Source organism: Streptomyces sp. NPDC096193 (genome assembly GCF_040302905.1).
Taxonomy (GTDB): Bacteria; Actinomycetota; Actinomycetes; order Streptomycetales; family Streptomycetaceae; genus Streptomyces.
Genome location: NZ_JBEOSJ010000007.1, coordinates 40,705 through 66,668 on the forward strand (window position 1 = coordinate 40,705; position 25,964 = coordinate 66,668).

Sequence of the window (25,964 nt, forward strand, 5' to 3'; positions counted from 1 at the left end):
GATGTACGAGCTCTTCAAGGACCTCGGCTCCTGGCTGACCAGCGGCGCCCAGTGGTCCGGCAGCGACGGGATCGCCCACCGGCTCGTCGAGCACCTCCAGTACTCGCTGCTCGCGACGCTCATCGCTGCCGTGATCGCCCTGCCGGTCGGTCTGCTGATCGGGCACACGGGCCGCGGCGCGTTCCTCGCCATCAACCTCTCCTCGTTCGGGCGGGCCCTGCCCACCGTCGGCCTCGTGGTGCTGGTCTTCCTCGCCAGCGGCCTGTCCATGACCCCGGTGTACGTGGCGCTGGTCGCCCTCGCGATCCCGTCCATCGTCACCAACACCTACGCCGGCATGTCCGCGGTCGACCCCGAGGTCCGGGACGCCGCCCGCGGCCAGGGCATGCGCGGCCACCAGGTGCTGCTCCAGGTGGAGGTGCCGCTGGCGATGCCGCTGATCATGACGGGGCTGCGGCTCGCCCTGATCCAGGTGGTCGCCACGGCCACCATCGCCGCGTACGTCAGCTTCGGCGGACTGGGCCGGTACGTCTTCGACGGCCTCGCCCAGCGCGACCTCGTCCAGGTGCTCGGCGGAGCCGTCCTCGTCGCGGTCGTGGCCGTCGTGCTCGACCTGGCGCTCGCCGGCCTCCAGCGCGTCCTCTTCAGCAACCGCCCCGCGTAAGGACTTCCCATGAACCGACGCACCCTGCTCGGCGGTCTGCTGGCCGCCGCATCCGTCCCCGCGCTCGCGTCGTGCAGCAGTGGCATCACCTCGCTCGAAGGTGAGGGCGGCTCGCTGTCCGGCGGCGGCTCCAGCAAGGACGGTGTCACCATCGGCACCGCCAACTTCACCGAGAACCAGATACTCGGCTTCCTCTACGCCGCCGCCCTGAAGGCGGCCGGGGTGAAGGCGACCGTCCGCCCCAACCTCGGCACCCGCGAGATCCTCATCCCCGCGCTGCGCGGCGGCGACATCGATCTGCTGCCGGAGTACCAGGGCGCCCTGCTGCACTACCTCGACCCCAAGGCCACGGCCACGGAAGAGGGCGAGATGCAGAACGCGCTCGCCGTCGCCCTCCCCCAGGGCCTCCAGATCCTCCCGTACGGCCTGGCCGAGGACTCCGACGCCTTCGCCGTCACCAGTGAGACGGCACGGAAGTACGGGCTCAGGTCCCTCGGCGACCTCGCCAAGAAGAACGGCGAACTCGTCATCGGCGCGGCCCCCGAGGTCAAGAAGCGGGTCGTCGGCGTCGTCGGTCTGAAGGACATGTACGGCGTGGAGTTCAAGGAGTTCAAGTCCTTGGACTCCTCCGGGCCGCTGGTCAAGGGCGCGCTGAAGAAGGGCGATGTCGACGTCGCCAACCTCTTCACCACGGACACCGACATCAAGGCCGAGGGCTGGGTGGTGCTCTCCGACCCCAAGAACCTGATCCCCGGTCAGCACGTCGTCCCGCTGATCGCCGACCGCAAGGCGGACTCGCGCGTGCGCAAGGCGCTGGCCCGGCTCGGCGCCGTCCTGACGACCGAGCAGCTCACCGAGCTCAACCGGCTGGTGGACAAGGACAAGAAGGACCCGGAGGACGTGGCGAACGACTGGGCCCGGCAGCACGGAATCACGAAGAAGGGCGGCTGAACCATGGCAGGCCTCGTCGAAGTACGGTCCATCGACGTCGTTCCCGACAGCGAGCGGCACGGCACCGCCTTCTCCCAGTTCACTCTCTGGCTCGGCGCGAACCTCCAGATCACCGCCGTGGTCACCGGCGCGCTCGCCGTCGTCTTCGGCGGCGGTCCCTTCTGGTCGGTGGTCGGCCTCGCGGTGGGCAATCTGCTCGGCGGCGCGGTGATGGCCCTGCACTCGGCGCAGGGACCGCGGCTCGGCCTGCCCCAGATGATCCAGTCCCGGGCGCAGTTCGGCGTGAAGGGCGCGGTCATCCCGCTGCTGCTGGTGATCGTGATGTATGTCGGCTTCTTCGCCAGCGGCAGCGTGCTGGCCGGCCAGGCGGTCGGCGAGCTCACGCATCTCGGCGAGACGCCCGGCATCGTGATCTTCGCAGTGGTGACCGCGGTGACGGCGGCGATCGGCTACCGCGTCATCCATGTCCTCGGCCGGGTCGCGAGCGTCGTGTGCGCGCTCGCCTTCGTCTACCTCGGCATCCGGCTGCTGGAGCGGATCGACCTCGGCACGGTGCTGGCCGACCGGGCCTTCGATCTGCCGATGTTCCTGCTGGCGGTCTCGCTCTCGGCGTCCTGGCAGCTGGCCTTCGGCCCGTACGTGGCCGACTACTCCCGCTATCTGCCGCGGCACACCAGCGGCCGCGCCACGTTCTGGTGGACGCTGTCCGGCTCGGCCATCGGTTCGCAGTGGTCGATGATCTTCGGGGTACTGGTCGCCGCGACCGCCGGGGAAGCCTTCCTCGGGGGCCAGGTCAGCTATGTCGTGGCCCTCGGCGGCACCGGCCTGGTCGCCTCGTTCCTGTACTTCGTGATCGCGCTCGGCAAGCTGACGATCAATGTGCTGAACACCTACGGCGGCTTCATGTCGATGGTGACCGGCATCAGCGGCTTCCGCGGCCAGAGGACGCTGTCGCCGCGCGGCCGGGCGCTCTACATCGCGGTCATCATGATCGCCGGCACGGTCGTCGCGCTGCTCGGCAAGGACAGCTTCCTCACCTCGTTCAAGGACTTCCTGCTCTTCCTGCTGACCTTCTTCACCCCCTGGTCGGCGATCAATCTGGTCGACTACTACCTGATCTCGCGCGAGCGCTACGACATCCCGGCTCTCGCCGATCCGCACGGCCGGTACGGCGCCTGGCGCGTGGACGCCCTCGCCGTGTACGGGGTGGGCCTGCTGGCTCAACTGCCGTTCCTGGTCACGCACTTCTACACCGGGCCGCTGGTGGAGCCGCTGGGCGGTGCGGACATCTCCTGGATGGTGGGGCTCGCGGTGCCGGCGCTGCTGTACTGGCTGATCGCCCGCCGCCGCACCGCGCACATCCCGGATCGGACGATCCTCGCCCCCCAGGTAACCCCACCCGAAAACAGTGGGGCTACCCCCACTGACGCGGCGGCCGGGCGCCCGTAGCGTAACCGGTCATGGAAGCCCGCGACCCTGAGCTCGAAAAAGAGCTCGACGCCACCCTGCACGCCCGCCGTGAGCTGGGCGAAGAATACGATTCAGCGCTCGTCGAATCCTTCCTGGAGAAGGTCGAACAGCGCTTGGACGGCACGGTGGACCGCCGTGTGCGCCGGCAGCTCGCCGAGCAGCAGATGGTGGTCGCCCGCGGCACCCGGCCGCCGCAGCAGCCCGCCGACCCCAACTTCGGCGAGCGCTTCGGCTTCGGGATCATCTCGATGATCCTCGCGATCCCGCTCTCGGCGATCGGCGTCGTCAACGCCGACCTGCCGGGCCTGATCGTCGCCTGGGGCGGCATCGTCGGCGTCAACGCCGTCCACGCCGCCAAGGGCTGGCCGTGGCTGCGGCACAGGACCCCGCAGGAGAAGACCTCCGACTGGGAGGGCTGAGGCCCGGCGGTCGTGTGCTGCCGGGCCACGGCCTCACTGCCGGGTCGGCAGCACGATCGCCTGCCGCAGATTGACGTGCCGCGGACGGCTCGTGGTGTACGCGATGAGGTCGGCGACGTCCTCGGACGTCAGCAAGCCGACCGCGTCCAGCATGCTGTCCAGCTGCCCGGTCAGTTCCGGGTTGTCGATGTGGTCCCGCAGCTCCGACTCGGTGAACCCGGGCTCGACGTTCGTGACGCGTACGTCGCGCGGGCCGAGTTCGGCGCGCAGCGAGTGGGAGAGATGGGTGAGCGCCGCCTTCGTCGCCCCGTACACCGCGTAGTTGGGGAAGACGACGTGCGCGCCGATGGAGGAGATGTTGACCAGGTCGGCGCTGCGGCCGTCGGCGGCCGCGGCCACCAGGTCCCCGGTGAACGCCCTGATCAGCCGCAGCGCGCCGGTCACATTGGTGTCGATCATCCGCTGCCATTCGTCGGCGCGGCCGTCGTCGAGGGGGTTCGGCAGCATGACACCGGCGGCGTTGACGAGCAGGTCGGCGGGACCGTACGCGCTGTGGATCCGCTGCACGGCGGCGGCCACCGACTCCTCGTCGGTGACATCGGCCGTGACGGCCAGCGCGCGGCCGCCGTCGGCGGTGATCTTCGCGGCCAGTTCACCGAGCCGCTCGGTACGGCGGGCCAGCAGCGCCACCCGGGCGCCGTGGGCGGCGAGCAGCACGGCGGTCGCGGCACCGATGCCGCTGGCCGCCCCGGTGACGACGGCAGTGCGGCCGGAAAGGCTGTCGTAGGTCATGTCGTTCGCTCCTGTACGGACTGCGGGTCCCGGTGGGACCCGTCCGGTGGTGGACATCCACCACTCTCCGCGCCGGCCGTCCCTCCACCCAGGGCTGCGCTCTTCCTGGGTCTGCCAGTACCAGGCTCCGCGCCCGCCGCTGTCCTACCGTTGAGGCATGGACGGTGACCTCGGAGACTTCCTGCGCTCGCGCCGCGCCCGTATCCAGCCGGAGGAGCTCGGTCTCACCGCGTACGGCAGGAGGCGTGTGCCCGGCCTTCGCCGCGAAGAGGTCGCGCAGCTCGCGGGCGTCAGCGTCGACTACTACATCCGGCTGGAACAGGGGCGCGGTCCGATGGTGTCCGACGCCGTCCTGGACTCGATCGCCCGGGTGCTGCGGCTGGACGCCACCGAGCAGGCGCACCTCAAGGACGTCGCCCGGCCGAAGAAGCGCAGCACGCCGACACCCTCCCAGCGGGTGCGCCCGGGGCTGCGGCTGCTGCTGGACACCCTCTCCGCCGCGCCCGCGTTCGTCTTCGGCCGCCGTATGGACGTCCTCGCGTGGAACGCGCTCGGTGACGCGGTGATCGGCTACGCGGGCATGAGCCCGCGCGAGCGCAATGTTCCCCGCCAGGTCTTCCTGGACCCGGCCACGCGGGAGATGTACACGGAATGGGAGGCGGTGGCCGCCGAGGTGGTCGGCTATCTGCGCCTCGACGCGGGCCGCCATCCCGACGACGGCGAACTCGCCACGCTGATCGGCGAGTTGTCGGTGAAGAGCGAGCACTTCCGGCGGCTGTGGGCGGACCACCAGGTCAAGGAGAAGACCCATGGCGTCAAGCGCATCTCGCATCCGTTGGTGGGCGAGCTGACGCTGCCGTACGAGACGCTCACGCTGCCGGGCGACCCGGATCAGCTGCTCGTGGTCTACACACCGGAGCCCGGCTCACCCACGGCGGAGCGTCTGTCGGTGCTGGCGAGCTGGACGGCGTCCTCGCTGCGCGAGTAGGCGCGGCCGCCGGGCCCCGACGTGTGCCCGGGAAGCCGGTGCCACGTGGGTGCGGGTGCGCGGGAAGAGTGTTCGCGGGGACCGCCTCACCCCCGGCAGGGCCGGGGGGCGGGACGACGACGGTCCCCGCGTGGGACACGGTCCCGGGTCAGGGCCGGTCGCCGCGTCCGGGGCGTCTGGGAGTCCGGGAGCCGCTCCGGAGTTCTTCGACGCCGCCTGTGCGCCGGCCTGGTCCCCTGCCCGGGAACCCTGCCGACACCCATGACTTTGACGGACGCGTGTTAAGCGGGTGCTGCGCGTACGTGACGTGCGCGTACCGTTTGCGCGAAGCCCCTTCCCCGCGGTGCTACTTGCCGCCGCCCGCGAGGAAGGCCAGCAGGTCCTGACGGCTCACCACGCCCGTCGGCTTGCCCTCGACCAGCACGATCGCGGCGTCCGCGGCTCCGAGCACGGTCATCAGGTCGCCGACCGGCTCGCCCGAGCCGACCTGCGGCAGCGGGTCGCTCATGTGCTTCTCCAGCGGGTCGCTCAGCGCGGCACGCTGGGTGAACAGCGCGGCCAGCAGTTCGCGCTCCACGACCGAGCCGATGACCTCGGCGGCCATCACGTCGGGGTGGCCCGCGCCCGGCTTCACGATCGGCATCTGCGAGACGCCGTACTCGCGCAGCACCTCGATGGCCTCGCCGACGGTCTCCTCCGGGTGCATGTGCACCAGGCTGGGGATCTTGCCGCCTTCCTTGTGCCGCAGCACGTCGGCGACCCGCGCGGCGTGGCCGGCTTCCTCCAGGAAGCCGTAGTCGGCCATCCACTCGTCGTTGAAGATCTTGGAGAGATAGCCGCGGCCGCTGTCCGGCAGCAGGACGACCACCACGTCGTCGGGGCCGAGGCCCTCCGCGACGCGCAGCGCGGCGACGACCGCCATGCCGCAGGAACCGCCGACGAGCAGGCCCTCCTCCTTGGCGAGACGGCGGGTCATCTGGAAGGAGTCCTTGTCGGACACGGCGACGATCTCGTCGGTCACCGTCCGGTCGTACGCCGTCGGCCAGAAGTCCTCACCGACACCCTCCGTCAGATACGGACGCCCGGAGCCGCCCGAGTAGACCGAGCCCTCGGGGTCCGCGCCGATGATCCGCACACCGTTGTCGCTGACCTCCTTCAGGTAGCGGCCGGTGCCCGAGATGGTGCCGCCGGTGCCGACGCCCGCGACGAAATGGGTGATCTTCCCGTCCGTCTGGTCCCAGAGCTCGGGACCGGTCGTCTCGTAGTGCGAGCGCGGGTTGTTCGGGTTGGAGTACTGGTCCGGCTTCCAGGCACCCGGCGTCTCCCGCACCAGACGGTCGGAGACGTTGTAGTACGAGTCGGGGTGCTCGGGGTCGACCGCGGTGGGGCAGACGACGACCTCGGCGCCGTACGCACGGAGCACGTTGATCTTGTCCGTGGACACCTTGTCCGGGCAGACGAAGATGCACTTGTAGCCCTTCTGCTGGGCCACGATCGCCAGGCCCACACCCGTGTTGCCACTGGTCGGCTCCACGATCGTGCCGCCGGGCTGAAGTGCTCCGCTCTCCTCGGCCGCCTCGATCATGCGCACGGCGATGCGGTCCTTCACCGAACCGCCCGGGTTGAAGTACTCGACCTTGGCCAGGACCGTCGCCTGGATGCCCGCGGTCACGCTGTTCAGCTTCACCAGCGGGGTATTGCCGACAAGACTGATCATCGAGTGATGGATGCGCACAATGTTCTCCGGGATCTCCGTAGTGATGCGGCCAGGGTATGCGGACCGGCGCGGGATTGGGCGACGGCCGCTACGGGGCAGTTAGCTGATGACAGGCGACGAGGAGAGGAGGTGGCTCGGTGTCGAGGGCGAGGGTGGCACGGCGGATCGCGGCAGGCGCGGCGTACGGCGGAGGCAGCATCGGCCTGCTCGGAGCGGCGGCCGTGGGAGTCGTGCTCGCGGAGGTCCAGCTGGCCAAGCGCTCGGTGGGCGGGGGCATCGCCCCGATGCCCCCGCGCGGCGACGGACTGTACGGGCTCGCCTTCGGGCACAACGATCCGCTGCTCCTCGGCGTGCTGGGCGACTCCACAGCGGCCGGCCAGGGGGTGCGCCGGGCGGGCCAGACCCCGGGGGCGCTGCTCGCGTCCGGGCTCGCCGCGGTGGCGGAGCGCCCCGTGGAGGTGTGCAACGTCGCACTGCCGGGCGCCCAGTCGGACGATCTGGACCGCCAGGTCACGGTGTTGCTGGAGGACAGGTCCCGGCTGCCGGACGTCTGCGTGATCATGATCGGCGCCAACGACGTCACCCACCGGATGCCGCCCACGGAGTCCGTCCGCCATCTGTCCTCCGCGGTGCGGAGACTGAGTACGGCAGGGGCGGAGGTGGTGGTCGGCACGTGCCCGGATCTCGGCACCATCGAGCCGGTCTACCAGCCGCTGCGCTGGCTGGCCCGCAGGGTCTCGCGCCAGCTGGCGGCCGCGCAGACCATCGTGGTGGTGGAGCAGGGCGGACGCACGGTGTCGCTGGGCGACCTGCTGGGCCCGGAGTTCGCCGCGAACCCGCGCGAGATGTTCGGCGCGGACAACTACCACCCCTCGGCGGAGGGCTACGCGACGGCGGCGATGGCGATGCTCCCGACGCTGTGCGCGGTGCTGGGCGTGTGGCCGGAGTCGGACCGCCCGGAGGCGGACCGCGACGAGGGCATGCTCCCGGTGGCGAAGGCCGCGGCGACGGCGGCGAAGGAGGCGGGCACCGAGGTCACGGGCGCACGCGGGCCCTGGGCTCTGCTCAAGCACCGCAGGCGCCGGCGGCTGCCGTCCACGGCCGCGGCGGCGGAACCGAGCCCGTCGCCGTCCCGATCACGGCAGTAGGACGCGCCATCAGGGGATCGCGGGTTGCAGAGGCGCGAGTGGTGGCCCGGCTTCCAGCGGGGTATCCCGAAAAGTGAGCGCTCGCTTAGAATTGAGGCGACCGTCACACCGGCTCACCCGTGACCCGGCCCGTACCTCCTAGTAACTTCCAAGCAGTCCGCCACCCGCACTCCTCCTGGAGCCGTGATGCCCGAAGCCGTCATCGTTTCCGCCGCCCGCTCCCCCATCGGACGGGCCTTCAAGGGCTCGCTCAAGGATCTGCGGCCGGACGACCTCACCGCGACGATCATCCAGACCGCCCTGTCCAAGGTGCCCGAGCTGGACCCCCGGGACATCGACGACCTGATGCTCGGCTGCGGTCTGCCCGGCGGCGAGCAGGGCCACAACCTGGGCCGCATCATCGCCGTGCAGATGGGGATGGACCACCTCCCCGGCTGCACCGTCACCCGTTACTGCTCGTCGTCCCTCCAGACCTCGCGCATGGCGCTGCACGCCATCAAGGCCGGCGAGGGCGACGTCTTCATCTCGGCCGGCGTCGAGATGGTGTCCCGCTTCGTCAAGGGCAACTCCGACAGCCTGCCGGACACGCACAACCCGCTGTTCGCCGAGGCCGAGGCCCGTACCGCCTCCGTCGCCGAGAAGGGCGCCGCGGACTGGCACGACCCCCGCGAGGACGGTCTCGTCCCCGACGCGTACATCGCGATGGGCCAGACCGCCGAGAACCTGGCGCGCCTCAAGGGCGTGACCCGTCAGGACATGGACGAGTTCGGGGTCCGGTCCCAGAACCTCGCCGAGGAAGCCCTCGAGAAGGGCTTCTGGGAGCGCGAGATCACCCCGGTCACCACTCCGGACGGCACGGTCGTCAGCACGGACGACGGCCCGCGCGCCGGTGTCACGCTGGAAGGCGTCGAGGGCCTCAAGCCGGTCTTCCGCCCCGACGGCATGGTCACCGCGGGCAACTGCTGCCCGCTGAACGACGGCGCCGCGGCGCTGGTCATCATGAGCGACACCAAGGCCCGCGAGCTGGGTCTGACCCCGCTGGCGCGGATCGTCTCCACCGGCGTCTCCGGCCTGTCCCCCGAGATCATGGGTTACGGCCCGGTCGAGGCGTCCAGCCAGGCGCTGAAGCGGGCCGGCCTGACCGTTGGGGACATCGACCTGGTCGAGATCAACGAGGCGTTCGCCGCGCAGGTCATCCCGTCGTACCGGGACCTGGGCATCCCGCTGGAGAAGGTCAACGTCAACGGCGGCGCGATCGCGGTCGGCCACCCCTTCGGCATGACGGGCGCGCGCATCACGGGCACGCTGATCAACAGCCTCCAGTTCCACGACAAGCAGTTCGGCCTGGAGACGATGTGCGTGGGCGGCGGCCAGGGCATGGCGATGGTCATCGAGCGGCTGAGCTGAGCCGTAGCGGAGGGTAGGGGTCGCCCGAGGTACGAGGGCGGCACCTGCCCGCAGCGGAGGCGAAGCCCAGCGCGAGCGAGTGAACAGTGCGGCTGAGCTGAGCCGTAGCGGAGGGTAGGGGTCGCCCGAGGTACGAGGGCGGCACCTGCCCGCAGCGGAGGCGAAGCCCAGCGCGAGCAAGCAAGCAGTGCGGCTGAGCTGTAGTCGCACCTGCCCGCACGGAGGCGAAGCCCAGCGCGAGCAAGCAAGCAGTGCGGCTGAGCCGAGCCGGCCCCCCTGACCTGCCCCCGCAGCCCGTGAGGATGAGCCTCCGGACAGGTTTTCGGGCTCCTCAGAGCTCAAGTCGTGACCGAAACTCCCCCAGGATGTGACCTATCTCCTGGGGGAGCATCGTTCCCCCAGGTCACAGTGGTTATCCCGCTAAACACCAGGCCCAAAGTCCTGTCCATTTCGTGACGTAATGCACTGACAGGGGGCGCGGGCTCACCGCAAGCTGAGGTAGGAAGTCGGGGGTATCGATGGAACCGGGAGTATGTCAGTGAGCGCCATGTCTTTTGCCCTGCTGCTGACCACGGCCGCCGCGACGGCTGTGGGTGCCGCAGCCCTGCACGCCGCCCACGGGCTCCGCAAGCAGGTCACCGCCCTGCGCAGCGAGCTGGCCGAGGTGCACGGCACCGGGCCGAGGGTCTCCGTGCCGCAGGCCCGCCCCACCCCCGCCGCCGAGATACGCGAGGCCGTCGCCGAGGCGCTGGCCGAGGAGCGGGAGCGCGAGCTCGCCGAGGCACGCGCGTTCTGGGCCGCGCAGGAGTCCCGCGACGCCACGGACGCCTCCCCGCGTCTCATCGGTGAGGCCCCGGTGACCCTGCTGGGCGGTCTGGCGGCACCCGGGGACGAACTCCCGTTCTACGTTCCGCGCCAGTCGGACTTCGTGGGCCTGGAGGCCATGGACTTCGAGGCCGTCGAGGCGTTCGACGACATGGCGGACCTCCCCGAGGTCACCGAGTTCGCCGAGGATTCCCCCGAGCTGGCCGCGGCGCGCCGCCGCCACCCCTCGCACCCGGACTTCGTTCCGGTCCAGACGCCGGTCGTCACCGACCACGAGCGCACGGTCTCCCGGCTGGAGGAGCTCGCCGAGAACCGCACCGAGCTCGCCGACGTCCGGCCCGGCCCGCTCGGCACGCTCGACGTGTACGTCTTCGCCGACGGCACCACGCTCTGCATGACCCCGGGCCACCGCGAGACCGCCGAGCACCTCGCCGAGGCCCTGCGGACCGGCGACACCCCGGTCCTGCTCGGCGGCTCCAGCATCTCGGGGGCGTACGCCCTCACCTTCGAGTGCGGCGAGGAGACGGTCTACATCCTCGCCGACCGCGTCATCGCCTCTCTCTGAGGCTCCCCGGGGCCCTGCGGGCCCCTCCGGGGCCTCACCGGCGGTCCCCCTCCCCCGGAGGCCCCCTCAGCGGTCCCCGGGGCCGAGAGAGCCCGGCCGGACCTAGAACCCGGCCCGCCCCTCGGCCGCCTGTACCAGAGTCACGGCCTCGCCCACCTCCGCCGCGGAACGGGACGGGGCCGTCCGCAACGCTTCGGCCAAATCCGTTCCGGCCACCATCAGTTGATCCGCAACTGCGAAGATGCCCGCGTCCGGCATGATCGCGGGCTCCGTCTCCGGGGCCTCGATGCGCTGGGCCAGCCGGGCCAACTCCCTGGCCAGGTCCAGCCCTTCAGCCGCGGCGCCCCGCTGCAGACGGCTCTGCGGAGCGGCCCGCAGACGGTCGGCGAAGCGGTCCACGGCGTCGGTCAGCTCACTCGTATCCAGCACGGTTCGACCCTATGTGCACCCCACGGACTGTTGCCAATACGCGAACACTCAGGCACGGTGGCGTGAAGGAGCACACGCGCAACGCGTCCGGAGGCGCCGATGTCCCAAGTCTTCTCCGAAGAGACCCATCGAAATCTGCTCTCCCGAATCCCTCATTGCACCGGTCGTGAGATCTCCGACTGGCTCCGCGCCGTCGACGAAGGCCCTTCCCTCTTCCGCTTCGAGGAGAAGGTGAGCTGGCTCCGGAGCGAACACGACCTCGCGTACGGACATGCCAAAGCGATCATCCACGAGTACGACCTGAGGCGCGCCGCGCGCAAACTGCTCTAGGTCTCGACGCCGAAGGGCCCGCAGGCATTGCCTGCGGGCCCTTCGTCATTGCGTGGTCGGCTAGTCGTTCCCCTGCAGGATCGACAGCACACGCAGCATCTCCAGGTAGATCCACACCAGGGTCAGGGTGAGGCCGAAGGCCGCCAGCCACGACTCCTCGCGCGGAGCGCCGTACGCCACGCCGTCCTCGACCTGCTTGAAGTCGAGGGCGAGGAAGCAGGCACCGAGGATGATGCCGATCACACCGAACAGGATGCCGAGGCCGCCGCTGCGGAAGCCGAGGCCGTCACCGCCGCCGAAGACGGAGAACAGCAGGTTGGCCACCATCAGGAGCAGGAAGCCCATGGCGGCCGCCATCACGAAGCCGTAGAAACGGCGCGTGACACGGATCCAGCGCATCTTGTAGGCGAACAGGACACCGGCGAAGACACACATGGTGCCGAGGACGGCCTGGACGACCACACCGGGGCTGATGTAGGTGCTGACCACATTGGAGATCACGCCGAGGAAGACACCCTCGAACGCGGCGTAGGCCAGGATGACCGCCGGCACCGGCTTGCGCTTGAAGGCCTGGACGAGCGCCAGGACGAGAGCCACGAGGGCCGCGCCGATCGCGATGCCGTACGACTTGCCGATGTTGGCCTGGTCGACCGGCAGGAGGACCCAGGAGAGAACGGCGGTGATGACGACGGTGCCGAGCGTCATCGCGGTGCGCGAGACGACATCGTCGATGGTCATCACATCGGGGCGCGCGGGCGCCTGCGGTCCGGCACCGGTCTGGGTGTCGGCCGGGGCGTACGGGTTGGTCGCGTACGGGGTGCCGGTGCCCTGGGCGTAGGGGTTGTTTCCTACGGCGGGGCCCCCGGCCTGCGGCTGCTGCGCGTTGAAGCCGGCGTAGCCGCTGTCACGGCTGAACCCCCGTCGCGAGAAGACCGGGTTGCTGCTCCTCATCTCACTCCTTCATGGCCGCCCAGCGCGGCCTTGAAGTCAAGAGTAATGCGCGAGCAAAAGAAGCACCCTAGTGCTCGGGGAGGATCTTTCCACGATCGTGACCGGCCGGGGCCTGCCGACCGGGTCTCCGTGACGTCCGACACTTGGGTTTTCAACGATTTTGAGCGGGTAACCGGGCGTATGAGTGCCCGGAGCCGGACTTGAACCGGCACGCCCGCGAAGGGCAGCGAGGTTTAAGCTCGCCGTGTCTGCATTCCACCATCCGGGCCAGGCGCGCGGCTCCGCGTAAGCACAGGAGCCTATCCGGGTAGATCGACGTGTCCGGCCGGCCGTGGCCCGATGTTGTCTTGTTCCATTGCCTCCTGAGGGTGCGTCAGCCCAGGTCAGATGGCGTGCCGGGGCAGCGATCCCGACAGTCCGGCGCCACCGCACCCCCATGGGATTGACGGAAACTCGCCGCCTCGGCCCGTCCGCCGGCGACCCCTCACGCCACCCCGCGCCACCGGCCCCCCTCTCAGGGGCACCGTCATACCAAAGGAGGAGGCGCGCAGTGCGTGGTCCGACCCAAGGGGGCCCCGGGAACGGGCACGGGGACTGACGATCCGCGGCCGCGGGGCAGACACGATGGGGTGGTCCCCGATGCTCACCCCCTGTGACAGGAGCCCTCCTCGTGACCACCACGCCCATCGCTCACCGCGCCACCGCCGTGGCCGCCCGCGCCACGGACCTGTCCAAGGTGTACGGCCAGGGCGAGACCCAGGTGGTCGCGCTCGACCGGGTCACCGTCGACTTCCAGCAGGCGCAGTTCACCGCGATCATGGGCCCCTCGGGCTCCGGCAAGTCCACGCTGATGCACTGCGTGGCCGGTCTCGACACCTTCAGTTCCGGATCCGTGCGCATCGGCGACATCGAACTCGGCACGCTCAAGGACAAGCAGCTCACCCAGTTGCGCCGCGACAAGATCGGCTTCATCTTCCAGGCGTTCAACCTGCTCCCGACGCTGACCGCGCTCGAGAACATCACGCTCCCCATGGACATCGCGGGCCGCAAGCCGGACAAGAAGTGGCTCCAGAACGTCATCGACATGGTGGGCCTGCACGACCGTCTCGGGCACCGCCCGACCCAGCTCTCCGGCGGTCAGCAGCAGCGCGTCGCCGTCGCCCGCGCCCTGGCCTCCCAGCCGGAGATCATCTTCGGCGACGAGCCGACCGGAAACCTGGACTCCCGCTCCGGCGCCGAGGTGCTGGGCTTCCTGCGCAACTCCGTACGCGAACTCGGCCAGACCGTCGTGATGGTCACCCACGACCCGGTGGCCGCCTCCTACGCCGACCGGGTGATCTTCCTCGCGGACGGCCGGATCGTCGACGAGATGATCCACCCCTCCGCGGACGGCGTCCTCGACCGCATGAAGGAATTCGACGCCAAGGGCCGGACCAGCTGACCATCCGCCGATCCGTCGACCTCCGGCTCTCACACAGGACTGACTAAGACATGTTCCGTACCGCCCTGCGCAATGTGCTCGCGCACAAGGCCCGACTGCTGATGACCGTGCTCGCCGTCATGCTCGGCGTGGCCTTCGTCTCCGGCACCCTGGTCTTCACCGACACCCTCGGCAACGCCTACCGCAACCAGTCCGCCAAGAGCTACGACGACGTGGCCGTCGCCGTCACCACGCACGGCGGGCAGGACGACGGCAAGAAGTCCGGCATCGACACCGCGACCCTGGAGAAGATCCGCGGTCTGGACGGGGTCGCCGAGGCCACCGGGCGGGTCTCCGGCTTCGCCGGGGTCGCCGACCAGGACGGCAAGCTGATCGGCAACGGCTGGTCCAACACCGGCGCGAACTTCGCCCCCGGCAAGGACGGCAAGAACCCCCAGGATCCGGCGTACACCTTCACCGACGGCTCGGGCCCGGTGAAGAACGACCAGATCGCGCTGGACAAGGACTCCGCGGCCAAGGGCAAGTACAAGGTCGGCGACACCGTACGGGTCGCCACCAACGGGCCGGTGAAGGAGTACACGCTCGCCGGTGTCTTCACCACCGAGGACGGCGCCGTGAACGCGGGCGGCAGCCTCGTGCTGTTCGACACCGCCGTGGCGCAGAAGCTGTACCTCCAGCCGGGGTACTTCCAGGACGTCACCATCGCCGCCGAGCCGGGCGCGTCCGACGCGAAGCTCCTCGACGCCGTCCAGCCGCTGCTGCCGAAGGACGCCGAGGCACAGACCGGCCGCGAACTCGCCGACAAGCAGGCGAGGGACATCGAGTCCGGGCTGAACAATCTCAACACGATGCTGCTGGCCTTCGCCGCCATCGCCCTGTTCGTCGGCGTCTTCCTGATCGCCAACACCTTCACCATGCTGGTCGCCCAGCGCACCAAGGAACTCGCCCTGCTGCGGGCCGTCGGCGCCTCCCGCCGGCAGGTCAAGCGCTCGGTGATCCTGGAGGCCCTGGTCGTCGGCGTGATCGCCTCCGTCGTCGGATTCGCGCTCGGCATCGGACTCGCCACCGGACTGCGGTCCGCCATGGGCTCGTTCGGCGCCAAGGTCCCGGCCGGAGCGCTGATCGTCTCCCCCACCGCGGTGCTCGCCGCCCTCGGCGTCGGTGTCCTGATCACCGTCCTCGCCGCCTGGCTGCCCGCCCGCCGGGCCGCGAAGATCCCGCCGGTGGCGGCCATGGGCAGCGCCCATCTGCCCGCCAGCACCAAGTCGCTGGTCGTGCGCAACACCCTCGGCAGCATCATCACGCTGGGCGGCGCCGCGGCCGTCTTCGGCGGCGCGGCCGTCGGCAAGGGCACCGGGCGCATGCTCATCGGTGCCGGTGCCTTCCTGGCGCTGATCGGCATCATCGTGCTGATCCCGCTGCTGTCCCGGCCGGTCATCGCGCTCGCCAGGCCGCTGCTGCACCGTGTGTTCGGGGTGTCCGGCAAGCTGGCCGGAAAGAACGCGGTGCGCAACCCGCGCCGTACCGGAGCCACCGCCTCGGCGCTGGCGATCGGGCTCACGCTGGTCACCGGCCTCACCGTCATCGGTGTCACGCTGGGCCAGGCCATCGACAAGATGACCACCGACAACATCCGCGCCGACTACATGGTCACGATGGCGGGCGGCGGCGCCCTCGACAAGTCGGCGCTGACCGCGCTGGAGAAGGCCGACGGCGTCACCGCGGTCTCCCCGCAGCAGGCCACGTCGGTGGAGGTCGAGGGCACCTTCCAGGCCGCCTCCGCGGTCACCCCCGGCGACGTGCAGCAGGTCTTCGACCTGAAGCTCCTCTCCGGCTCCCTGGACACCCTCGGCAAGGGCGGGATCGCCGTCGCCGAGAAGACCGCGAAGTCCAACGGCTGGAAGGCCGGCGACAAGCTGCCCGTGACGGTCGGCGACGACCGGGACGGCGGCAGGTCGGCGACGAAGACGATGACGGTCGGCGCGATCTACCAGGACAACGAGTTCCTCTCGCCGGTCGTGGTGCCGACCTCACTGGTGGCGCCCTTCGAGCCCAAGCCGTACATCCCCGAGATCTGGGTGAAGACGGACGGCGGCGCGAGCAAGGCCAACGAGCGGGCGCTCGTGGACGCGCTCGGTGACAACCCGGCGATGAGCGTCATGGACCGTCAGGACATCCGCAACATGTTCGGCGGCATGATCAACACGATGCTGAACATCATGTACGGGCTGCTCGCCATGGCCCTGCTCATCGCGGTGCTCGGCGTCGTCAACACCCTGGCGATGTCCGTCTTCGAACGCCAGCAGGAGATCGGCATGCTGCGGGCGATCGGCCTGGACCGCGGCAAGGTCAAGCGCATGATCCGCCTGGAGGCCGTGGTCATCTCGCTCTTCGGCGCGGTGATCGGCATCGGACTCGGTACGTTCCTGGCGTGGGCGATCGGCGAGACGATCCGCTCCAGCATCCCGAACTACGCACTGGTCCTGCCGTGGGAGCGGATCGGCATCTTCCTGCTGCTGGCGGGAGTCGTCGGTGTGCTGGCCTCCCTGTGGCCGGCCCGCAGCGCCGCGCGGCTGAACATGCTGACGGCCATCAAGACGGAGTAGCCGCCCGTCCCCGAAGGGCCCCGCGGCCGATCCGGTCGCGGGGCCCTTCGCGTATCCCGGTCAGCGCCAGTCGCGGGTGCGCAACGGCAGTCCCGTGTCACCGCTCGGCGGGGTCCGCACAGCGAGGACCTGGTTGACGCCGATGTTGTTGTGCTCGAAGGCGAGGGCGCAGGCGGCCATGTAGAGCCGCCAGACCCGGGCCCGTCCGGGCGAACTGTGGCGCACGGCGCGACGCCAGTCCGCCTCCAGGTTGGCCACCCAGCGGCGCAGGGTCAGCGCGTAGTGCTCGCGGATGGACTCGACGTCGCGCACCTCGAAGCCGGCCAGCTCCAGGGTGGCGACGGTAAGGCCGAGGGGGGCGAGCTCGCCGTCCGGGAACACGTACCGGTCGATGAAGGCGTCGAGACGGTAGTCGGCCTCGTCGCGCTCCGGGCGGCGCGCGATCTGGTGATTGAGCAGCCGCCCGCCGGGCCGCAGCAGGGTCAGGAGCCGCTCGGCGTACTCCAGGTAGCGGACCTGGCCGACGTGTTCGGCCATGCCGATGGACGCGATGGCGTCGTACGGACCGTCCTTGACGTCCCGGTAGTCCTGGACGCGGATCTCGATACGGTCGGTGAGGCCTGCCTCGGCGATGCGCTTGCGGGCGTAGGCGGCCTGCTCCCGGGAGAGGGTGACGCCGGTGACCTGGGCGCCGTACTCGCGGGCCGCGTGCATCGACAGCGAACCCCAGCCGCAGCCCACGTCCAGAAGGCGGTCGCCCTGCCGGAGCGCCAGCTTGCGGCAGACGAGGTCGAGCTTGTCCCGCTGGGCCTCTTCGAGGGTGCCGCCGTCGCTCCAGTAGGCGCACGAGTAGACCATGGACGGCCCGAGGACCTGTTCGTAGAAGCCGTTGCCCACGTCGTAGTGGTGACTGATGGCCTGTCTGTCCCGGCGCCGGGTGTGCAAGGGGCCGCTGCGGCGGCGCACTTCCTCGGGCGGCGGGGGTGGCGGCGGCAGGGCCCCGCCGATCCGGAGCAGCGCGCGGGCGGCGGCGCGCAGGCGCGGGTCGCGCACGGGATGGACGGCGGGAGCGGGATCCTCCTCGCGCCCCCAGGCGATGCCGGCGAGCAGGTCGAGAGCGGCGTAGAGGTCGCCCTCGACGTCGATCTCCCCGGCCACCCAGGCACGGGCCAGCCCGAGCTCACCGGGCCGCCACAGCAGCCGTCGCAGAGCCCGCCGATGCCGTACGACGAGCACGGGCGCGCCCGGCGGCCCGGCTTCCGATCCGTCCCAGGCCCGCACGCGGACCGGCAGCGGAAAACCGAGCAGTTCTTCGGCAACGGTGGTCAGCCGCAGTGCGGCGTCGGCCATGGCGAACACCTCCGTGACGGTGGGTCCCAGAAATCCATGTTTCCGAGAACAACCCGACCCTTGGGGGTGCTTCCCGTGACACGCCATGCCCAAGCAGAAGGTGTGGTCCGCACACCCATCAGGCCCCCATCGGGTGCGGTGTTCGAAGGACACGCATCTGCCGGATGCCGCCCGGCGCCGGACATGCCGGAGGGCCGCCCGCACCACGGATGGCGGACGGCCCTCAGGGACGGATACCGCGTCAGGAAGCCTTGGCCTTCTCCGGGGCCGGCGTCGTCGCCGTCACCGCCGGAGCGGGCTTGGCCGCCTCGTAGAACTCCTCGCGCGGCGTCTCGATCGCGCCCAGGGACACGACCTCACGCTTGAGGAACATCGCCAGGGTCCAGTCGGCGAAGACGCGGATCTTGCGGTTCCAGGTCGGCATCGCCATGCCGTGGTAGCCGCGGTGCATGTACCACGCCAGCCGGCCCTTGAGCTTGATCTTCATCTTGCCCATGACGATCATCGCGACGCCCTTGTGCAGGCCGAGCCCGGCGACCGCACCCTTGTTGGCGTGGCTGTACTCCTTCTGCGGGAAGCCCCGCATACCGGAGATGACGTTGTCGCCGAGGACCTTCGCCTGACGCAGTGCGTGCTGCGCGTTCGGCGGGCACCAGGCGTTCTCCACGCCGGCCTTGCGGGCCGCCATGTCCGGCACCTGGGCGTTGTCGCCCGCGGCCCAGACGTAGTCGGTGCCCTGCACCTGGAGGGTGGTGGCGGTGTCGACGTGGCCGCGCGGGCCGAGCGGGAGGCCGTAGCGCGCGAGCGCCGGGTTCGGCTTGACGCCGGCCGTCCACACGATGGTGTTGGAGTCGACCTCGAGACCGTTCTTCAGCACGACGTGGCCGTCCACGCAGGAGTCCATCGACGTCGAGAGGTAGATCTCGATGCCGCGGCCCTCGAGGTGCTCCTTGCCGTAGTTGCCCAGCTTCGGGCCGACCTCGGGAAGGATCTTGTCCGCCGCGTCGACGAGGATGAACCGCATGTCCTCGCGCTTGACGCTGGCGTAGTACTTGGACGCGTCCCGCGCCAGGTCCTCGACCTCACCGATGGTCTCCGCACCGGCGAAGCCGCCACCCACGAAGACGAAGGTCAGCGCCCGGCGGCGGACCTCCTCGTCGGTGGTCGAGTCGGCCTTGTCGAGCTGCTCCAGCACGTGGTTGCGCAGGCCGATGGCCTCCTCGATGCCCTTCATGCCGATGCCCTGCTCGGCGAGGCCGGGGATCGGGAAGGTACGGGAGACCGCGCCGAGCGCGACGACCAGGTAGTCGAACGGCAGCTCGTACGCCTCGCCGACGAGCGGCGAGATCGTGGCGACCTTGCGGTCCTGGTCGATGGTCGTGACCCGCCCGGTGAGCACCTCGGCCTTGGGCAGGACGCGTCGCAGCGGGACGACGACATGCCGGGGCGAGATGCTGCCGGCGGCAGCTTCGGGGAGGAAGGGCTGGTACGTCATGTACGAGCGCGGGTCGACGACCGTGACGGTCGCCTCGCCGTAGCGCATCTTCTTCAGGATGCGCCGGGCTGCGTACAGGCCTACGTACCCACCGCCTACAACGAGGATCCGGGGACGCTCCGTGGTGCTCATGCCATCGAGTATCCACCCCCCTCGGAGGGGGTGCTCGTGAGCCCCTTCACAAGGTGTCGACCCACCTCTGTTACACTGCGCGGCCCACATAATGGAGGTCATGATCCCGAAAGGGAACCGGACCTCCGTCGGAGTCGTTGTTCACCCCCTGTGAGCTGCTCGCTTGAGCGGGGCCCCGGGGTGTACCACTGTCGCGGCCCAGCCGCCCGGAAGCTGTCCGGTCGGGGCCGGGCCCGCGCCCGGCGGGCCCCCGCCGCCGGGCTCCGACAGCCATTCGGCCCCCTGAAGCACCCATCAGGGACCATTTCCTTGTGAAGAACTTCACGAAGTTCGTTCGGCGGCGATGGACCAGGCGATCCCGTCCAGGATGTCGTGCTCGCTCACGACCACTTCCCGGGCTCCGATCCGCTCCATGACGGCGAGCAGGACGAGGGCTCCGGCGACGATGACATCCACCCTCCCGGGGTGCATCACGGGGATCGCCGCCCGCTCGTCGTGGGTGGATTCCAGGAGCCTGCGTGTCACCTCGGCGACCTTCTCGTACGAGATCCGCGCGTGGTGGATCGCGGTGGAGTCGTACGTGTCGAGGCCGAGCGCGATGCCCGCGACGGTGGTCACCGAACCGGCGAGACCGACGAGCGTGCCGGCTCCGCTCAGCGGGACGGTCAGCTCCGCGAGGTCGAGCGCCGCCTCGATGTCCGCCCGTATGGCGGCGATCTCGGCGGCGGCCGGCGGATCGCTGCGCACATGGCGCTCGGTCAGCCGTACGCAGCCGATGTCGACGGACCTGGCGGCCTCGACGGCGTGCCGGCCGATGACGAACTCGGTGGACCCGCCGCCGATGTCGACGACCAGGCGCTCCTCGTCACCGGCGAGCTCCTTGGTGGCGCCGGTGAAAGAGAACTCCGCCTCCTGGTCACCGGTGATCACCTCGGGCTCGACGCCGAGGATGTCGAGGACACCGCGGACGAAGTCCTCCCGGTTCTCCGCGTCCCGGGAGGCGGAGGTGGCCACGAAGCGCACCTTCTGGGCGCCGTGCTCCTTGATGATGTCCGCGTACTCGCGGCAGGCCGCGAAGGTGCGCTCCAGCGCCTCGGGGGCGAGCCGGCCGGTGCGGTCGACGCCCTGGCCGAGGCGGACGATGGTCATCCGGCGGTCGAGGTCGACGAGTTCACCCGTGGCGGGGTCCGCGTCGGCGACGAGCAGCCTGACGGAGTTCGTACCGCAGTCGACGGCGGCGACCCTCGTCATGCCGGGCCGCCCTTGTCGCCGGCGTCCGCCGCTGTGTCCGCCGCCGTGGCGGCGTCCGCCGTGCCCGGCTCGTCCGGGGCGCCCGCGGAGACGCACGGACCCTTGCGCCACCACTCCGGCAGCATCGCGATCGCCTCGTCGCCCAGCGGGTTGACCCCCGGGCCCGCCGCCAGCGAGTGGCCCACCAGAACGTGCAGGCACTTCACCCGGTCCGGCATACCGCCCGCGCTCGGGAAGTTCGCCAGGACCTCGATGGCGTCACGGCGCTCGATGTAGTCCTCGTGGGCGGCCCGGTAGGCCGCCGCCAGTTCCGGATCCGTGGCGAGACGCTCGGTCATCTCCTTCATCACGCCGTTCGCCTCCAGCGTGCCGATCGCCGACGCCGCCCGCGGGCAGGTCAGGTAGTACAGCGTCGGGAACGGGGTGCCGTCCGGAAGCCGGGGCGCCGTCTCGACGACATCGGGCTGCCCGCAGGGGCAGCGGTGCGCGATGGCGCGCAGTCCGCGCGGCGGACGCCCGAGCTGCTCCTTGAACGCGGCGATGTCCGCGTCGGTGGGCTCGGTCGGATCGGTGTGGGGAGGAGGGGTTTCCATGCCTGCCTTGGCTCAACGGTTCTACGGTTCTACTGGCGTGCGGTGCCGTCTACCGGCGGTCGGCGGTGTCGACGCCGTCCCAGACGTTGGAGTACCAGGGACGGTCGGCCGCCCCCTCCTCCGTACGGCGCTTCTCCGCCACTTCGGGGTCGATCATGATGTAGCCGGTCTCGCCCGGCATCACGTAGTGCAGATGCTCGCGGGCCAGCCGCTTGACGTACATGTCGTCCTGGAGGCGCGCCTTCTCGTCACGCAACTCCTCGACCTGCTGCTCCGCCTCGGCCATCCGGCGCCTCTGCTCGGCCATGTCGGAACGCTGGGAGACGTACTGCCGCATCGGATAGGCGAGGGCGACGACGAGGGAACAGACGATCAGGGCGAGGAACGCCGCACGGCCGGTGAGCCGGGAGCGACGGGCCTGCCGCCGGGTCTGGGAGCGGTAGACACGAGCCGCGGTCTGCTCGCCGAGCAGCCGCAGCCTGGTCGCGGTGGAGAACCGATCGCGGTCCTTCGCGGCCATGTCCTGCCTCCCCTGCTAGGGCCTGTCGTTCGGATCCTGCCGGGCTCGCGTGCCCTGGCCTGACCCCGACGACAGACCCTACGTGCGCACGTCCCCGGACACGGTACGGGACCGCGGCCGGGGACGTGTGGACGACTTGCTAGCCCGCTACGACCTAGGGCTTGGCGTTCGGATCCTGCCGGGCTCGCGTGCCCTGGCACGCACGCTCACCGATCCGGCCTGATCCGAACGCGGAGCCCTAGCCCTTGAAGCGGGGAAAGGCGCTGCGGCCCGCGTACACCGCGGCGTCGTCGAGGATCTCCTCGATGCGCAGCAGCTGGTTGTACTTGGCGACGCGCTCGGAGCGGGCCGGGGCGCCGGTCTTGATCTGGCCGCAGTTGGTGGCGACGGCGAGGTCGGCGATGGTGACGTCCTCGGTCTCACCGGAGCGGTGGGACATCATGCACTTGAAGCCGTTGCGCTGCGCCAGCTCGACGGCGTCCAGGGTCTCGGTCAGCGAACCGATCTGGTTGACCTTGACGAGCAGGGCGTTGGCCGAGCCCTCCTCGATACCGCGGGCGAGGCGCTCGGGGTTGGTGACGAACAGGTCGTCGCCGACGATCTGGACCTTGCTGCCCAGCTTGTCGTGCAGGACCTTCCAGCCGGCCCAGTCGTCCTCGAACAGCGGGTCCTCGATGGAGACCAGCGGGTAGGAGGCGACGAGCTCCTCGTAGTACTCGGTCATCTCGGCGGCCGAGCGGGACTTGCCCTCGAACTCGTACGTGCCGTCCTTGTAGAACTCGGACGCGGCGACGTCGAGCGCGAGCGCGATGTCCTTGCCGGGGGCGTAGCCGGCTTCCTTGATGGCCTCGAGGATCAGGTCCAGCGCGGCGCGGTTGGAGTCGAGGTTCGGCGCGAAGCCGCCCTCGTCACCGAGGCCGGTGGACAGGCCCTTGGTCTTCAGCACCTTCTTCAGGGTGTGGTAGACCTCGGCGCCCCAGCGAAGGGCCTCGGAGAAGGACTCCGCGCCGATCGGGGCGATCATGAACTCCTGGATGTCCACGTTGGAGTCGGCGTGCGAGCCGCCGTTCAGGATGTTCATCATCGGAACGGGCAGCAGGTGCGCGTTCGGGCCGCCCAGGTAGCGGAAGAGCGGCAGGTCGGAGGCCTCGGAGGCGGCGTGGGCCACGGCCAGCGAGACGCCGAGGATGGCGTTGGCGCCGAGCGAGGACTTGTCCGGGGTGGCGTCCAGGTCGAACATCGCCTGGTCGATCAGGCGCTGCTCGGTGGCGTCGTAGCCGACGAGCTCCGGGCCGATCTGCTCGATGACGGCGAGGACGGCCTTCTCGACACCCTTGCCCTGGTAGCGGTTCTGGTCACCGTCGCGGAGCTCGAGAGCCTCGAACGCACCGGTGGATGCGCCGGACGGAACTGCAGCACGACCCGTGCTGCCGTCGTCGAGGCCAACCTCGACCTCGACCGTGGGGTTGCCTCGGGAGTCCAGGATTTCCCGGGCTACGACGACGTCGATGGACGGCACGAGCATCTCCTTCTGGGATGTGACGCTTGGAGTGCAGGGTCTCATTGGCCTTGCGGCACGAGCCTAACCGGCGGCGGGGCGTCAGCCGCCCGATGCCCGCCTCCTGGGACGAAAAAGGGCATGAACAGCGGGTGCTGGGGACAAAACGCCCCCAATCTACCCACGGGTAACGAGAGAACCCCGGCCCGGCGCGTACGGGGGATGCGCTCCGGACCGGGGTGGTATGCGTCCCCGGGGTCCCCGGGGCCCCGGCTACCAGGGGTCCCGGGGTGCGGGCCGGCGCATGTGCGCCGGCCCGGGTGGGGTCAGCGCAGGTGGAGCTGCTGGCCCGGGTGGATCACGTCGGCGTCGGTGACGACGTCCTTGTTCAGGTCGAACAGCTTCTTCCAGCCGCCCTCGACCTTCTCGGCCGTGGCGATCTTGCTGAGCGTGTCACCGGCCTTGACCTTGTACTCGCCGTCGCCCTTCTTGAAGGACTTGGCGGCCGGCTTCGAGGACTTCGCCGGGGCGGGGGCCTCGGCGCGCTCGGAGCGGGTGGTCGGGGCCTCGGCGCGCTGCTGCGGCTGGGCCTCCTGCGCGGAGCCGGCGTCGTTGGCGGCGTTGGACAGGTTCACGCCGCAGTTCGGCCAGGCACCCTTGCCCTGGCCCGCGAGGACCTTCTCGGCTATCTGGATCTGCTGCGCCTTCGAGGCCTGGTCGGCGGTGGAGGCGAACTGGGTACCGCCGTACGCGGCCCAGGTGGAGGCGGAGAACTGCAGGCCGCCGTAGTACCCGTTACCCGTGTTGATCGACCAGTTGCCGCCGGCCTCGCACTGCGCGACCTGGTCCCACTCGGACGTGGTCGCGGCGGAGGCGGTGGTGGCGCCGAGCAGCGGGGCGGCGACCACCGCACCGGTGACACCGGCGAGCGTGGCGATACGGGTGGCCTTGGACGGGCGACGGTGCTTGGCCTTGCCGGAAAACAGCATGGAACATCTCTCTCACCGACGCCTACGAGGTGAGCTGTCGGGTTCGGGCCAAGTGAGTTGCCCGGCCGCGCAGTCGTGCGCACGGCTCCACCCCAAGCCGGTACCCGCAGTCCATCCTCAACTGCCGGGGCCGGCGCTTACCTTGGTTCCCCCGCTCCTGCCTACGGCGCATACGCGTCGACTACTCCCCCCGACCGACGGCAGGATTCGGCGTGACGGTCAGCGGTGCCCGCGATGGCGAGCGGTTCAGACCGTAAACACAGAGCTCCCCGATGTTCAAAGACGAACATCGGGGAGAAAACGCCCATCCCGCCCCTCCGGAACCGTGCGTTTCTGCAGGTCGAGGCCGGAACGCCCCGTTCCGCCGGGCAAGATGGGCGAGTTGCGGCAAAGAGACCCTTGTCTCAGTTGCACGATTCGGACAAAGGCGCCTGTACTGCCGCTACTTCGGGTCGAGTTCCAGGCTCTGGCCAGGCAGGATCAGGTCGGGGTCGTCACCGACGGTCTCCGCGTTCGCCTCATAAAGGGAACTCCACCCTCCGGGCAGCTTCTGCGAGGCCGCGATGGCCGACAGGGAGTCGCCGGGGCGGACGATGTACGAACCGGGCGCGGCGTCCGCGCCGTTCGCCCGGGCCGGCTCGCCGGCCTCATCGGCCGCGCCCTCGCCGCCGCGTGCCACATCGTCACCTCGCGAGGCGTGACGCCCCGATTCGCGCCCATTGTCCGCATTGCCCGGTTCGGCCGTTCCGGTCGCTCCGGCCGCCCCGGTCGACTTCGGCGCCGTCGGCTCGGCGGCGGGTTCGCCGCGGTGCTTGCCGGTGGCGCTGCCGCTCTCACCGCTGCCGCTGTCGCCGGTCCCGCTGTTGCCGATGCCCTGCGTCGGGGCCGGCGCGGGCTCGGCCGTCTCAGAGGGCGAGGCGGACGTCGAGGGCGCGAGCGAAGCGAGGGGGTTGTCAGACGTCGCCGGCGCGTTCTGCTCCCCGGGGGCCGAGGCGCCCGGGTCGACACCGGTGCCGGTGCCGTCCTGCGTCAGCCCGGCGATGCCCGCGCAGGTCGCCCACGCCTCGGGGCCCTGGGCCTCCAGGACCTTCTCGGCCACGGCTATCTGCTGGGAGCGGCTGGCGAGGTCGGCCCGGTCCGCGTATTCCGTGCCACCGAAGTCCTCCCACGTCTCCTGGGCGAACTGCAGACCGCCGTAGTAGCCGTTGTCCATGTCGGCGCTCCACTGGCCGCCGCTCTCGCAGGCCGCGACGCGATCCCAGGTGGCGGCGTCGGCGGCGGAGGCCGAACCCGCACCGAGAAGGGGGATCGCGATGGCCGATCCCGTCACCCCTGCCGCGACAACGATGGCCGGAGCCTGACGGGGACGACGGTGACGACCTTGGCCGGAAAGCATGCGGGTGCCCTTCGAGTGACTACAGATAACAACTGAT

General features: G+C 70.3%; 23 protein-coding genes, 1 tRNA gene and 1 riboswitch. Of the genes, 11 read left to right on the forward strand and 13 right to left on the reverse strand.

The genetic code is table 11. The features are described 5' to 3' along the window. Position 1 precedes the first annotated feature (1 nt). The 4 genes from ABTX78_RS13180 to ABTX78_RS13195 are packed head-to-tail and all read left to right on the forward strand — an operon-like array spanning position 2 to position 3,504. Positions 2-664: an ABC transporter permease gene (locus ABTX78_RS13180; protein ID WP_313945916.1), complete on the forward strand. Its 663-nt coding sequence runs from the start codon at positions 2-4 to the stop codon at positions 662-664. 9 nt (positions 665-673) lie between these two features. Further along, positions 674-1,615: an ABC transporter substrate-binding protein gene (locus ABTX78_RS13185; RefSeq protein WP_352206890.1), complete on the forward strand. Its 942-nt coding sequence runs from the start codon at positions 674-676 to the stop codon at positions 1,613-1,615. 3 nt (positions 1,616-1,618) lie between these two features. Next, positions 1,619-3,064, forward strand: coding sequence for a purine-cytosine permease family protein (locus ABTX78_RS13190; RefSeq protein WP_352206891.1), 1,446 nt, complete (start codon positions 1,619-1,621; stop codon positions 3,062-3,064). Between the two features lie 11 nt (positions 3,065-3,075). Next, positions 3,076-3,504, forward strand: coding sequence for a hypothetical protein (locus ABTX78_RS13195; protein WP_352206892.1), 429 nt, complete (start codon positions 3,076-3,078; stop codon positions 3,502-3,504). A gap of 33 nt (positions 3,505-3,537) precedes the next feature. Here the strand turns inward: ABTX78_RS13195 and ABTX78_RS13200 are convergent, their stop codons facing one another. Continuing rightward, a complete protein-coding gene (locus tag ABTX78_RS13200; RefSeq protein WP_352206893.1) occupies positions 3,538-4,296 on the reverse strand; it encodes an SDR family oxidoreductase in 759 nt (252 codons plus the stop codon). Between the two features lie 157 nt (positions 4,297-4,453). Here ABTX78_RS13200 and ABTX78_RS13205 point away from each other — a divergent pair, with 157 nt between their 5' ends. Further along, positions 4,454-5,284: a helix-turn-helix transcriptional regulator gene (locus ABTX78_RS13205; RefSeq protein WP_352206894.1), complete on the forward strand. Its 831-nt coding sequence runs from the start codon at positions 4,454-4,456 to the stop codon at positions 5,282-5,284. 346 nt (positions 5,285-5,630) lie between these two features. Here ABTX78_RS13205 and ABTX78_RS13210 read toward each other — a convergent pair whose 3' ends face one another. Next, positions 5,631-7,019 (reverse strand): cystathionine beta-synthase, encoded by a 1,389-nt coding sequence (locus tag ABTX78_RS13210; RefSeq protein WP_352206895.1) that lies wholly within the window; start codon positions 7,017-7,019, stop codon positions 5,631-5,633. A 134-nt stretch (positions 7,020-7,153) separates the two neighbouring features. Here ABTX78_RS13210 and ABTX78_RS13215 point away from each other — a divergent pair, with 134 nt between their 5' ends. The 3 genes from ABTX78_RS13215 to ABTX78_RS13225 all read left to right on the forward strand — a co-directional run bounded on the left by ABTX78_RS13215 (position 7,154) and on the right by ABTX78_RS13225 (position 10,946). Beyond that, complete coding sequence (locus ABTX78_RS13215; RefSeq protein WP_352207063.1) at positions 7,154-8,149, forward strand: SGNH/GDSL hydrolase family protein; 996 nt, start codon at positions 7,154-7,156, stop codon at positions 8,147-8,149. Between the two features lie 186 nt (positions 8,150-8,335). Continuing rightward, positions 8,336-9,556 (forward strand): acetyl-CoA C-acetyltransferase, encoded by a 1,221-nt coding sequence (locus tag ABTX78_RS13220; protein ID WP_352206896.1) that lies wholly within the window; start codon positions 8,336-8,338, stop codon positions 9,554-9,556. Between the two features lie 547 nt (positions 9,557-10,103). Beyond that, entirely contained in the window at positions 10,104-10,946 is an 843-nt protein-coding gene (locus tag ABTX78_RS13225; RefSeq protein ID WP_352207064.1) for a hypothetical protein, read from the forward strand. Positions 10,947-11,048: 102 nt separating this feature from the next. Here ABTX78_RS13225 and ABTX78_RS13230 read toward each other — a convergent pair whose 3' ends face one another. Next, a complete protein-coding gene (locus tag ABTX78_RS13230) occupies positions 11,049-11,375 on the reverse strand; it encodes a hypothetical protein (protein ID WP_352206897.1) in 327 nt (108 codons plus the stop codon). Between the two features lie 99 nt (positions 11,376-11,474). Between ABTX78_RS13230 and ABTX78_RS13235 the strand changes: the two genes are divergently transcribed. Then, positions 11,475-11,705 carry a DUF4287 domain-containing protein gene (locus ABTX78_RS13235; protein WP_266546138.1) on the forward strand — a complete coding sequence of 77 codons (231 nt, stop codon included), beginning with the start codon at positions 11,475-11,477 and terminating at the stop codon, positions 11,703-11,705. A 60-nt stretch (positions 11,706-11,765) separates the two neighbouring features. Here ABTX78_RS13235 and ABTX78_RS13240 read toward each other — a convergent pair whose 3' ends face one another. Together ABTX78_RS13240 and ABTX78_RS13245 are read right to left on the reverse strand one after the other, a co-directional pair. Then, positions 11,766-12,656, reverse strand: a complete 891-nt coding sequence (locus ABTX78_RS13240) for a Bax inhibitor-1/YccA family protein (RefSeq protein WP_352206898.1) — start codon at positions 12,654-12,656, stop codon at positions 11,766-11,768. A gap of 185 nt (positions 12,657-12,841) precedes the next feature. Further along, positions 12,842-12,924, reverse strand: a tRNA-Leu gene (locus ABTX78_RS13245). A 402-nt stretch (positions 12,925-13,326) separates the two neighbouring features. On the opposite strand from ABTX78_RS13245, the gene ABTX78_RS13250 reads away from it, so the two are divergent. After that, a complete protein-coding gene (locus tag ABTX78_RS13250) occupies positions 13,327-14,097 on the forward strand; it encodes an ABC transporter ATP-binding protein (protein WP_352206899.1) in 771 nt (256 codons plus the stop codon). Positions 14,098-14,147: 50 nt separating this feature from the next. After that, positions 14,148-16,703 (forward strand): ABC transporter permease, encoded by a 2,556-nt coding sequence (locus ABTX78_RS13255; protein WP_352206900.1) that lies wholly within the window; start codon positions 14,148-14,150, stop codon positions 16,701-16,703. A gap of 60 nt (positions 16,704-16,763) precedes the next feature. Here the strand turns inward: ABTX78_RS13255 and ABTX78_RS13260 are convergent, their stop codons facing one another. From ABTX78_RS13260 to ABTX78_RS13295, 8 genes are all read right to left on the reverse strand, one after another. Further along, positions 16,764-18,053: a class I SAM-dependent methyltransferase gene (locus tag ABTX78_RS13260; RefSeq protein ID WP_352206901.1), complete on the reverse strand. Its 1,290-nt coding sequence runs from the start codon at positions 18,051-18,053 to the stop codon at positions 16,764-16,766. A 241-nt stretch (positions 18,054-18,294) separates the two neighbouring features. Continuing rightward, positions 18,295-19,680, reverse strand: coding sequence for an NAD(P)/FAD-dependent oxidoreductase (locus ABTX78_RS13265; protein ID WP_352206902.1), 1,386 nt, complete (start codon positions 19,678-19,680; stop codon positions 18,295-18,297). Positions 19,681-20,001: 321 nt separating this feature from the next. Next, positions 20,002-20,931 (reverse strand): Ppx/GppA phosphatase family protein, encoded by a 930-nt coding sequence (locus tag ABTX78_RS13270; protein ID WP_352206903.1) that lies wholly within the window; start codon positions 20,929-20,931, stop codon positions 20,002-20,004. Beyond that, positions 20,928-21,524, reverse strand: a complete 597-nt coding sequence (locus ABTX78_RS13275) for a DUF501 domain-containing protein (RefSeq protein WP_352206904.1) — start codon at positions 21,522-21,524, stop codon at positions 20,928-20,930. Before ABTX78_RS13275 ends, ABTX78_RS13270 begins: the two co-directional genes overlap by 4 nt. A 49-nt stretch (positions 21,525-21,573) precedes the next feature. Beyond that, positions 21,574-22,044, reverse strand: coding sequence for an FtsB family cell division protein (locus ABTX78_RS13280; RefSeq protein ID WP_313945900.1), 471 nt, complete (start codon positions 22,042-22,044; stop codon positions 21,574-21,576). A 238-nt stretch (positions 22,045-22,282) separates the two neighbouring features. After that, positions 22,283-23,569: a phosphopyruvate hydratase gene (gene eno, locus ABTX78_RS13285; protein WP_340473506.1), complete on the reverse strand. Its 1,287-nt coding sequence runs from the start codon at positions 23,567-23,569 to the stop codon at positions 22,283-22,285. A gap of 299 nt (positions 23,570-23,868) precedes the next feature. Next, the gene (locus ABTX78_RS13290) at positions 23,869-24,531 is read right to left on the reverse strand and encodes a transglycosylase family protein (protein ID WP_352206905.1); all 663 of its coding nucleotides are present in this window, start codon (positions 24,529-24,531) and stop codon (positions 23,869-23,871) included. A 4-nt stretch (positions 24,532-24,535) separates the two neighbouring features. After that, a riboswitch (cyclic di-AMP (ydaO/yuaA leader) is annotated at positions 24,536-24,710 on the reverse strand. 263 nt (positions 24,711-24,973) lie between these two features. Continuing rightward, complete coding sequence (locus ABTX78_RS13295; protein ID WP_352206906.1) at positions 24,974-25,927, reverse strand: transglycosylase family protein; 954 nt, start codon at positions 25,925-25,927, stop codon at positions 24,974-24,976. Positions 25,928-25,964 lie beyond the last annotated feature (37 nt).